At 55.3% G+C, this 9,482-nt stretch carries 7 protein-coding genes; 1 reads left to right on the plus strand and 6 read right to left on the minus strand.

Features of this window, described 5'->3' with window-relative positions; all coding sequences use genetic code 11:
• Positions 1–13: 13 nt before the first annotated feature.
• The 4 genes from JEM67_RS23535 to JEM67_RS23550 all read right to left on the minus strand — a co-directional run bounded on the left by JEM67_RS23535 (position 14) and on the right by JEM67_RS23550 (position 5,367).
• Positions 14–1,717: an NAD(P)/FAD-dependent oxidoreductase gene (locus tag JEM67_RS23535; RefSeq protein ID WP_199639488.1), complete on the minus strand. Its 1,704-nt coding sequence runs from the start codon at positions 1,715–1,717 to the stop codon at positions 14–16.
• A gap of 44 nt (positions 1,718–1,761) precedes the next feature.
• A complete protein-coding gene (locus JEM67_RS23540) occupies positions 1,762–2,847 on the minus strand; it encodes a monodechloroaminopyrrolnitrin synthase PrnB family protein (RefSeq protein ID WP_199639486.1) in 1,086 nt (361 codons plus the stop codon).
• A complete protein-coding gene (locus tag JEM67_RS23545; protein ID WP_199639484.1) occupies positions 2,847–4,457 on the minus strand; it encodes a tryptophan halogenase family protein in 1,611 nt (536 codons plus the stop codon). Before JEM67_RS23545 ends, JEM67_RS23540 begins: the two co-directional genes overlap by 1 nt.
• A 598-nt stretch (positions 4,458–5,055) precedes the next feature.
• Complete coding sequence (locus tag JEM67_RS23550) at positions 5,056–5,367, minus strand: sigma 54-interacting transcriptional regulator (protein ID WP_199639481.1); 312 nt, start codon at positions 5,365–5,367, stop codon at positions 5,056–5,058.
• A gap of 973 nt (positions 5,368–6,340) precedes the next feature.
• Between JEM67_RS23550 and JEM67_RS23555 the strand changes: the two genes are divergently transcribed.
• Complete coding sequence (locus tag JEM67_RS23555) at positions 6,341–7,378, plus strand: alpha/beta hydrolase family protein (protein WP_013814514.1); 1,038 nt, start codon at positions 6,341–6,343, stop codon at positions 7,376–7,378.
• Between the two features lie 42 nt (positions 7,379–7,420).
• Here the strand turns inward: JEM67_RS23555 and JEM67_RS23560 are convergent, their stop codons facing one another.
• On the minus strand, positions 7,421–8,536 hold the full coding sequence (locus tag JEM67_RS23560) for an ABC transporter permease (RefSeq protein WP_013814515.1): 1,116 nt from the start codon (positions 8,534–8,536) through the stop codon (positions 7,421–7,423).
• Positions 8,529–9,473: an ABC transporter ATP-binding protein gene (locus JEM67_RS23565; RefSeq protein ID WP_199639479.1), complete on the minus strand. Its 945-nt coding sequence runs from the start codon at positions 9,471–9,473 to the stop codon at positions 8,529–8,531. The genes JEM67_RS23560 and JEM67_RS23565 overlap by 8 nt, the downstream gene beginning before the upstream one ends.
• Positions 9,474–9,482 lie beyond the last annotated feature (9 nt).

The following is a 9,482-nucleotide window of genomic DNA, read 5'->3' on the forward strand; positions in this document are numbered from 1 at the left end:
CCTCGATGGCCGGCTACTTCTTCCGAGTCAAGCTGATGCGGGTCGTGATGTACGCCTTGAGCAGCGCGAACATCGGGTTGTAGTCGAAGTACTTTTTCACCTCTGCCGGCGCGCTGGTTTGTGTCCAGTGCATCAGCTTCATCGCCGGCAGCAGGCTGTACTTCGAGTTGTTGAGCTGCGGCTTGTCCCCGGTAATGCAGTACCCGAAGCCGAACATCTGCTTGGCGAAGTCTCGTTCGTCGATGAGGGCGTGGATCCGCGCCGCGGCCTCCCCGGTCGGTTTGAGCCCGGCGCTTACCGCCTCGATCTCGGCTTTAGCGTCGTTGAACAACTGGTAGTACCCCTCCATGTCCGCGCACAGGTACCCGAGGTACGGGGGGTCGTTGTCGAGGTGATCGAGGTCGCCCTCGTCGCGCGACGCGCGGAACCTTGCGTGGGCTTGCACGAGCCGGAACTGCCCGAGGATCGTGCCGACGGCCCACAGCCTGTGGAACGCGTCCCACAGGCGGAAGTCCGTGAATGCCGTGTAGCAGCAGCTGACAAAGTCGTCGTTGTGGTCCAAAAGCTTTTGCTGCAGGCGTTCGATGTACTCGAAGCGCTCAGGGGAAAAGTCATCGTCGCGTAGCGCCTTGATGAGGCGGGCCGCGAGCGCGTGGATGGTCACCGCGGTGTTCTCGAGCCCCCGGGAGAAGAGCGGGTCGATGAACCCGTTCGCGTGCAGCATCAGGCAGTAGCGATCGCCGACGCAGGTGGTCGACGAGAACTGCAGGCGGTCGGTCTTGACCCAATCACGCACCGGCACGGCGTCCCGGAACTGCGCCCCGATGCTCGGGAACCGCGCGAGGAACTCGTCGAATTCTTGCTGCGCGGAGATGTCCGTTTTCGGGTAGACACGCGGATCAAGCTGCAGGCCGACGCTCACCAGGTTGTTGGTCGACCGCGGGTGGTTGTTGAACGGAATCACCCAGAGCCAGCCGCCCTCGAACATGTGGTGCAAGGTCCCTTCGTGCCAGCGCCAGCGCTGCCCCTTGACCTTGAAAATATCGTCGAACGGCTTGACCCCGAGCATGTGCGTGTAGAGGCTGCGCGAGTGCGTCTTGAAGCGACAAGGCTCTTCGCGGAGATTGAACTTGGTCGCGAGCGGCGCGCGGGGTCCTCCGCAGTCGATCATATACCGGCCGGTGAAACGTTCGTCCTCTGCGGTGGTCACCGCGACGCCGTCTTTATCGGCGTGGTACTCAGTCACTTTAGTCTTCTGGCGGACCGTGCAACCGTATTTAATGGCGGCTTGCAACAGGTAGGCGTCGACGTCTTGCCGGTAATAATGGCTCTCCGGCCCCCAGGGCAGCTCGGGAATGACGCACTGCGTGAACTCCTTCGGGTCGTGCTCCTGGCCGGGCTTGTGGAACACGAAGCCGAAGTTGCGCTTGATGCCCGTGCTCGACGAGACGTAACGCTGCGTCGAGTAGAACGACGTGATGTGCTCAAGCTCCGGAATGCCGTAGCGATCGGCGATGATACGGTTCATAAGAGACGTCTCGGGAATCGACGATTCGCCGATCGTGAACCGCGGGTGCGACGACTCCTCGATGATCAGCACGCGAAACTGCTGTTTGGCCAGGATAGCCCCCATCTGGGTGCCGGACATGCCCGAGCCGAGGATGATCACGTCGAAGTGGTTGTTATCGCGCCCGTGCGCGGGGCTCTTCTGAGTCATGAGGGCAAATCTCCTTAATGAGATGGAACAGATGGCCGTGCGCGTCAGAACTCGTTGAGAGCGGTGCGAATGCGGGAGCGCGCGGCAAGCGTGAGCGTGACCAGATCGCCGAGCATGCTGGGCGCGTACCCCCCACTGCCGATTGCCGGGCCGCTTCGCCCGACTTCGTACACCCGCCCCGCCAATTGAACATGAGGTGCCCGGAAGCGCAGCAGGACCACGAAGATCCGGTTGAGGGCCGCCAGCCCGGCCCGGACGGACTCGTCCTGCGCGCCGACCGCTCGCGCCTCGCCGATCGCACGGTCGACGAGCGCCGGCTTGCCGGCGAACCGAGCGTAGACCGCCCTGTACGCGGGAAGCACATAGGGCAGGTACGTCTCTTTGAATTCTCGATAAGCCTGGCGGTCCGATTGCGAGCCCCACAGGACGTGATCCAGCACGAAGAGGGGCATTTCTACGGCACCGGGGCCAAGGTAGCTCTGGCCCCCGACGCGAATCGGTTCGTAGAAGGGGCGGAGCTCATCGTAGAAGACCTGCGGCGAAATGAAGCGGTACGCGTAGACGATCGATTCGACCATTTTTTGCAGATAGGCGGCCAGCTCGTCGCACCCTTGCGCAAACGCGGGCGACCTCAGGGGCACGTCGTGCAGCTCGACGGTCACCGCGATGGCCGCTTCGAGGGCCGCCATCGAGATGCGCACGCTCTCGAGCAGGTGCGCTTCGTCGCTGAGCCCGGTGTAGCTCCGTTGCGCGTCGGCCGCCGCGGGGTTCCAGACCGTCACATGCAGGAGCGTCTCGCGCGGCGGCAGGTCGGTCATGCGCGCTAGGTCGAGCAGCACCGGCTCGAGCCCGGGCACCACGTCCGCGGGCTCGTGTCCGTGCCGCTTGAGCGACCCCAGAAAAAACCCAATGTCCCGCATCGCGGCGGCGGCTTCGACGAAGCCCCAGCCGGAGGGCACGCCGCGCACCGGGAGGAACTCGCGCAGCAGGCCAACGATGCCGGGCACGTCCTTGTTACGGTTCAGGCCCGGCAGTTGCAGAACGAGCGAGCGAGCCTGCAGCGGATCGCAAGCCGCCACGGCAGCGTGCGTGGCCGCGAATACACATGCCCGGTCCTGGGTGCGCTCCACTACAGGCTCTCCGGCGACATGGGCGTCGATCCGGATCGAGACAGCCCCACGTCGCCCTCACGCAGCGACCGCAGGTAGTCATAGTTCGTCGGCAGGCTCGCCCGCAGACGCTCGGCCTCACGCTGGATGCGGGCGAACATCACCTCGGCCTTTTCGATCGACTCCGGTCGCAGTTGCAAGAGCGGCAGCGACCGGTCGGGCAGCATGCCCAGGCCGGCAAAAATGCAGTAGTAGTTCCCGTTCAACCAGAAGTTCTTGAATTCGAAGTCGAAGGTCTCATAGTACGTGGAATCGTCGAACGACGTGGTAGTCAGCGGCAGCCCCGCCTTGTAGCGCTCAACCTTCTCTTGGATGGAGTCAGAGAGCCGCAGGTCGTGCCGGTTCGCGAGCCAGAACGGCGTGTCTTCGCGCGACGAGGTGAAATAGTGCGCCTGAACAAAGTCCCGGCAGTCGTCGAACATGTAGGTGATCTCGGCGTTGAACGCGTCGGCCAACCGCGGGTCGAACGCGGTGTCGGGGAAGTGCTTCACGAGTTGGTAAAGCGCCGCGTAGATGAAGTAGATCCCCGTCGATTCCAGGGGCTCCAAAAAACACGACGATAGCCCTATAGAGACGCAGTTGTTGACCCACGCCCGCTTGTTGCGCCCGACCCGGAACTTGATCTGGTTGAGCGGCTGATTGTCCGAGAGGCCCCAGAGGTTGAGGAAGTCGGTGGTGGCCTGGTCGCGGGAGGTGAACTTGCTCGAGAACACGTAGCCGCTGCCGAACCGGCCCAGCATCGGAATCTTCCAGGTCCACCCCGAGTTCATGGCGATCGCGGAGGTGTAGGGTTCGACCCCCACTTGCGCGTCGTCATTGGGTACGGCAGTGGCGACCGCGCTGTCGCACAACAGGTAGTCGGACATATCAATGAAGGGCTCTTTCAGGGCCTGATTGATTAAAAGTCCCCGCATGCCGGAGCAGTCGATGAACAGGTCCGCCTCCAGCTTCCGGCCCTCCTTGGTGAGCAGGCTGGAGATGAAGCCGTGCTCGTTCAGGTTAACCTCCACGACCTCGTCGACCACGCGGTTCACCCCGCGATCGACGGCCCAGCGCTTCAAGAAATCGGCCACCAAGTGCGCGTCGAAGTGCCACGCATGAGACATCTGACGGGTGCCGTCGTGCAGGCACGGTGCCAGATTGCCATCGAGCGCCCCGGGCTGCGGGTAGCAGGCGTACGCCATCGACTGCTGAAAGCCCTGTTCGCGCTTGCGCAGCCAGTAGTGGGTAAGCGGCACGCCGTCGCAGCTCGGCACATTGCCGAACAAATGATAGAAGTAATCGTTGCGCGAGTGGTCGGGAGACTTTCTCCAATTCACGAACTTGATGCCGGCCTTGAACGCGCCGTTCACCTGGGGCATCCACTCCTGTTCCGGTATCCCGAGGAAGTCGAAGAACACCTTCTGCAAACTCGGGATGGTCGCCTCACCCACGCCGATCCGGGGGATCGTCGCAGATTCGATGAGCGTAATGTTCGCCTGCTGTTGGAGCGCCCGGACGAGGTACGAGGCGGACATCCAGCCTGCAGTGCCGCCGCCCACGATGACGATATTCTTGATCGGTTTGCTCATGACACTCTCCCATAGGAGCTAGTGGAGATGTTAAATTAGGTTCTAATTCAGACTAGAATCTAATCTAAAAAGTGCAAATTCCGTTTCTGAGTTAACTCAGCGATATATCCTCATGCAAAGCACCCCCTCAAAACCCTAATTCTTCACTACCCAACCACCGGTTAAAAATATTATTTTCAACCGGTTAGAGTTACGGGAGAAGCAGGAAAAACAAGATCGCAAAATTATTTATCATAATAAAATAAATCCTTATAACACCCCTGACCACCCAAAAAAAATCCGCACAACATACTGTTTTTACTTGGCTGTTTTAATAAAAAAGGCACAGTAACTTATCTAAAAAGGTCGTGTTAGACGCTTTCAATCACTGCCAGCGCCGCTTTGACCTCATCCTTTTAAATAAACACTTTACCTATTAGATATTAATTCATTTTGAATTGATAGCATGCTCATTATCTTATAAATTAAACACCCAGTTAGTTATAGGCGATGCATTATAAACTTGCCAACCAACAAGAATAATCAACTCCAACCCATCCGTTACTTACGTATAAAAAAATCCATAAAATAATATCTTTTCCACAATCAAACATTCAGTCTAAAAATAATTATCCGTCTGGTTTTCATACGAATACTCAACAACATTCGGAACTTTTTTTTCTGCCGGAAGGAGTATCGGGAAGACATTGAGCCGGTAATAGAGGCCGCTGCGGAATTCGCGGTCGGCGACCATCTGCTGCAGGTGGCGGCAACTCGATCGAGATTTCTGCCAGCTCGTCAAAAACAGCGTGCCTTGGCCCACCCGCTCGAAACGCCCCATACGCTGGGTGCCGGCACCGGTAAAAGCCCCCGTTTCACTTTTAAAAGACCGGAACCGATCGATAAGATGAAGGACATTGCAGCAAAGCATTTTCCTGCAGCCTTACCTCCAGAGGCTTGAATTTTGTTGTTTGACCGGCAAGAGACAGTGGCAGATTTGCGTGAATGATGCGACGCATGTACAACGTTGTTCTGGTGTTTCTGGCGTGTTTTTCGGGGGCGTTCACCTGTACCTTGAACATGTCAGAGGTGCCGCTCAAAGCCATTATCAACATGACTCTCACTGGGTGTGTTTACATTTTTGACCAAGGGCTTGCCTCGTGCTCGATTCTATTCCGTATCCTTATCATTAAGGACTGAGGATATAAATGAGGGTACAAAAAACACCAAATCAAAAAATATATATTAAATTACAATGCGGCTCGTGCCTTTCGGCGAACAGGGGTTATTTACGTTAAAAATTCACTAAACAGTTTGAATGCGCCATCTGATATAGCCGACAGGCTTGGTAAAGGCGAGTCGGAAACATTATCGCCAGTATTTATCAGTGTGCGGGTTACAACACTATTCCCAAGCGGGTCAGCCATTTTCGTCAACCTTTACCCACGACATGCAATTAATTTACCGCTAATTATTTTCCTGCAAAAGCTGTATCGTCATTATATAAACGCGTGCTGCAGTACTACGCCGATAACTGCGCGGAACCCAATATCAATCACTGCGATCAATGAACGCCTTATGCAAATCTTCCAATGGGTGATGTTGAACTTTTGCTTTGCCGCAAGATGGCCTGGGTATCGTCAGACGTTTCCTGATTTGCGCCGGATAACAACCCAAAATTCGGCGTATTTAACCAAGTCGACTTGCTGCCGGCTGCCTACCACGCCGTTATTCTTTCGCGTTAACCTTTCTCATAAGCAGTGAATTACTTTCCTGGAAAATAATTCAACGCTGTTATCAAGATATCCCGCTCACCACTCTTTTACAGTGACAGAGCTTTAAGCTTGACCTGCTAAAACAGTTTCATTATTGTACAAGAAATAACATTTTTAAAAATATACGTAATGAAATTAATCAGGCGTTTTCTTTTAAAAAGAAAAATAGTTGTCACACTTGCCGCCACATCCTCCATTCTGGCATTTATTCTTTATCAGAATAATTATCAGTTGGTTGAAAGTACGGTAACGATCCCTCATAAGCCGAATAATCTTGATGCCGTCCTGGCGATGCCGCGCCATCTTCCTCCTGGCGAGAAACCCGGTGTAGTGATATTTGTTCATGGCGACGGAGATATTAACGCCACTCACGGCGGCTTTTACCGCCCCATCTGGGAAGCGCTGTCCAAAGCCGGTTTCAGTTCGCTCTCCTGGAATAAACCTGGCGTTGGCGGCGCGCCGGGCAACTGGCTGCAACAAAGCATGGACGATCGCACCAGCGAAGTGATCTCCGCCATCGATTGGATAAAACATCAGCCCCAACTGGATGGCCAGCGTATAGCACTCTGGGGTGCCAGCCAAGGTGGATGGGTATTACCGAAAGTCGCAACGCGATATCCCGATATCTGCTTCATGATTGCCGTTTCGCCCGCCGTTAACTGGCTGGAGCAGGGTCGCTATAATACTATCGCCAGCATGAAGCAAAAAGGCCGTTCGGAAAGTGAGATAGCGGCGGAATTAAAGCGCGAGCAGCAGGTCTTGGCATTGCTCGACGCCAACGCCAGCTTCGAACAATATCAACAAAAAGAGGGGAATGCCGCCGATTTCACCCCCGACCGCTGGACCTTCGTGATGAAAAATTACCGTTCAGACGCTACGCAAGATCTTGGCCAGGTTCACTCGCCGGTCTTTTTAGCCTTGGGCGGAAAAGACATTAACGTCGATATTAAAAATACCGAAAATGAATACCGCAATCGCTTAAACAAAGCAGGCCAGCTGGATATCAAATTTTATCCGCAGGCAACACACTCCATGCTGGAAAAAAGCACCGAGGACTCATTAATAGAGACCTGGTACAAAGGTTTATTGTTCCCACGCGCCATTTTCTATCCCGGCTTTTTACAGGATCAGCAGGACTTCGCTTGGCAGCACCGTCATTGCCAGTAAAAAACCTCTGCGGGGAGTTTTCCTCCCCGCCCTCTTCCTTACCTAGTGCCAGCGGAAAATCCGCATCCCCAGAACAAAGGTAAATACGCCAACTCCCATTAGCATCAGCGTAGCCGGCATGATCAACCTGATATCTCCGCCTTCGATAAAGACTTTGCGCATGGCGTCCGCCAGCATCGTCAGCGGCAGGTATTCAATAATGCTGACCATCCAGTGCGGGAAATTTTTGTAGCTGAAGAAGATGCCGGAAAACAGCACCTGGACCAGAATGGTCACTTCCAGCAGGCCATTTGCCGTTTGCGCCTTCATCGCCCGTGACGAGGCAAGCACCGCGATGCCAGAGAAACAGACATTACCGGCGAACAGCAGCAGCAGAAACGCGCTGAACGATCCCTGAATTTCCACATCGAAATAAACGCGCGCGAACAGATTAATGATCAGAATCTCAATGAAGTTGATCAGAAAACAGGCGCCGATATGGGCCATCAGAAAGGTGGATTTTCGCATCGGCGTGATACACATCTGCCGTGTGACGCGGGTAATTCGCTTCTCCACCAACGCCCAGCCAACGGCGATCAGGCACGTTTCCATGATCGCCATCGCCAGCAGCCCCGGCACCAGGAAATCAACGTAACGGAGGCCGGCAGTTTCGAGAACAGAAAGATTTTTATCCGTCGGTTGCCGCTCGCCCTGCTCCTTCTCATTCATCAAATAGTACGAGAGCATAGCTTCATTGTCCTGCGGATCGAGATAGTAAATCCGCTTCTGCCCCGTCTGCTGCGGAATGACTTCGACAAACATCTGGATGTCGCCGCGTTTCAGCGCCAAGATAACCTCATCGCGGTTCTGATAATAGCTGACGAGGTATTTCACCTTAATCAGATGCTGGCGCTTCACCTCTTGCAGATTGACGATACCCTGCAGTTGGTGATCGGTACCGGCCAGCTGCGCACTCCACTCGCGAACCTGCGCCGCCGCCGTCTGATCCTGCGGCATAACAATGCCAATACGCCGCTCCGGTATGTCCTGCGAGGAAAAAGAGAGGCCCAACAGCCATACCAGCAGCAGTGGAAACCCAAATGACCAGAAAAGGATCTGCGGCTCACGAATGTATTGCCGGAATTGAGTGAGCATCAGGTTGAACAGCGCGCTATTCATGGAACCCCCTCCCAGCCAGCGACATAAACAGATCGTCGAGCGTTTTTTTCCGCACGATCAGCTCGGCTATTTCGACGCCGGCGCTTTGCGCAAATGCCAGTAAATGACTGATAAAGCTGCTCGCATCCATAATAAGCATGCTGATTTTTCCGTCCTTTTCGTTGAAATCGTATTCAAGCACCTGAGGATGCTGTCTCATGGCCTCCAGGCGCTCGGGCCGGGTGGCCCGACATTCAATCACTTCACCGTCGCAATGCTTTTTCAGCAATTGCGTCATGGTGCCCTGCGTCAGGATCTCCCCCTGGTTCATAATGCAGATGCGATCGCAGAGATACTCAGCCTCCTCCATATAGTGGGTGGTCAGCATCATGGTTGAACCTTTCTCCTGGTTGAGGCGACGCAAAATATTCCAGGTATCGTGACGGATGCGCGGATCCAGGCCCGTAGTCGGCTCATCGAGGATCATAATCTCGGGTTCGTTGAGAATCGCCACCCCCAGTGCCAGACGTTGACGCTCACCGCCGGAAAGCCCCTCCACAAAGGTGCGACGCTTGGCCGACAGCTCGACCAACTCCAGCACTTCGCCGGTACGGCGGCGCGGGCAGCCGTAAAAGCTGCCGAACAGATTCACCGTCTCCTCCACCCGCAGTTTGTTGATAAACAGGGTCTCCTGCAGCACCCCGCTCAACCGTCGACGCAGAAACTGCGCATCCTGCGCCCAGCTTTTTCCCAGCACCTTTACCGAACCGGAATCCGGCTGTTTTAACCCTTCCAGGATCTCCACCAGCGTGGTTTTACCGGCGCCGTTAGGGCCCAGCAGGCCGACAAACTCGCCACGAAAAATATCCAGAGTAATCCCTTTAAGCGCCTCATGATTGCGGTAGCGCTTACGCACCCCATCAAAGGCGATGACTTTTTCACTGCTTTTATTTTCCATAATTTTTTT

The organism is Serratia sp. PAMC26656 (assembly GCF_016469055.2).
Classification (GTDB): Bacteria; Pseudomonadota; Gammaproteobacteria; order Enterobacterales; family Enterobacteriaceae; genus Serratia; species Serratia plymuthica.